Raw genomic sequence first — 1,163 nt, forward strand, 5'->3', positions numbered from 1 at the left:
CTTGTCCTGTTCCCTCAAGAGTCTCGCCAAAATACTTTGTATTTATATGTAATTTTACATTGAAATACTTTAAAAAAATAAGGCACTTTCGTATAATTTAATAAATGTCACTAAACTAAATTAACGAGGTGCCTTATGTATAAAGATTATAACATGACTCAACTTACTCTACCATTGGAAACTTCAGTTCTTATCCCCACAAATGATATGTCACGACATGTCAATGATATTGTAGAAACAATTCCTAAAACTGAATTCGATGAATTCAGACATCATCGTGGTGCAACCTCATACCATCCAAAAATGATGTTAAAAATCATTCTATATGCCTACACACAATCTGTGTTTTCAGGTCGTAAGATAGAAAAATTACTTAATGATAGCATCCGGATGATGTGGCTATCACAAAATCAAAAGCCTTCTTATAAAACGATTAATCGATTTAGAGTCAATCCAAAAGTAGATGCTTTATTAGAATCATTATTTATTCAATTTCATAGTCAGTGTTTGAAACAACATCTTATAGATGATCAGGCCATTTTTATTGATGGTACGAAAGTTGAGGCGAATGCCAATCGATATACATTTGTATGGAAAAAGAGTATTCAAAACCATGAGACAAAGATGAATGAAGATTCTAAAGCACTCTATCATGAATTGGTAACAAATAAAATCATACCTGAGATTAAAAAAGATCACGATAATGACTTAACAAAGGAAGAAATAGATTTGATTGGTAGTCATTTGGATAAAGAAATCGAAGATTTAAATCAACATATCGATAATGAAAAATGTACTAAAATAAGAAAACAAATACGGCTCAAAAGAACTAAAATTAAACAATATAAAAAGCAAATTAATGATTACTCTGGGCGAAAGCATAAATACGACGTCCAAAAATCTATTTTAAAGGATAGAAATAGTTATTCTAAAACAGATCATGATGCCACATTTATGAGAATGAAAGAAGATCATATGAAAAATGGACAACTCAAGCCAGGTTATAATTTACAAATAGCGACAAATTCTCAATTCGTTTTATCTTATAATGTGTATCAAAATCCGACTGATACAAGAACGATGATACCATTTTTAAATTCAATTCAAGAGACCTACGGTCATTTACCTGAATATATTGTAGCTGATGCAGGTTATGGTAGCGA

At 30.5% G+C, this 1,163-nt stretch carries 1 protein-coding gene; it reads left to right on the forward strand.

Annotated features, from left to right (window positions below):
• Nucleotides 1-135 precede the first annotated feature (135 nt).
• The coding region (locus tag ACO6VN_RS15085) for an IS1182 family transposase (protein ID WP_422404837.1) at nt 136-1,163 on the forward strand (1,028 nt) is incomplete at its 3' end.

This window comes from Mammaliicoccus sp. JADD-157, assembly GCF_049310805.1.
In the GTDB taxonomy this organism is placed as follows: Bacteria; Bacillota; Bacilli; order Staphylococcales; family Staphylococcaceae; genus Mammaliicoccus; species Mammaliicoccus lentus.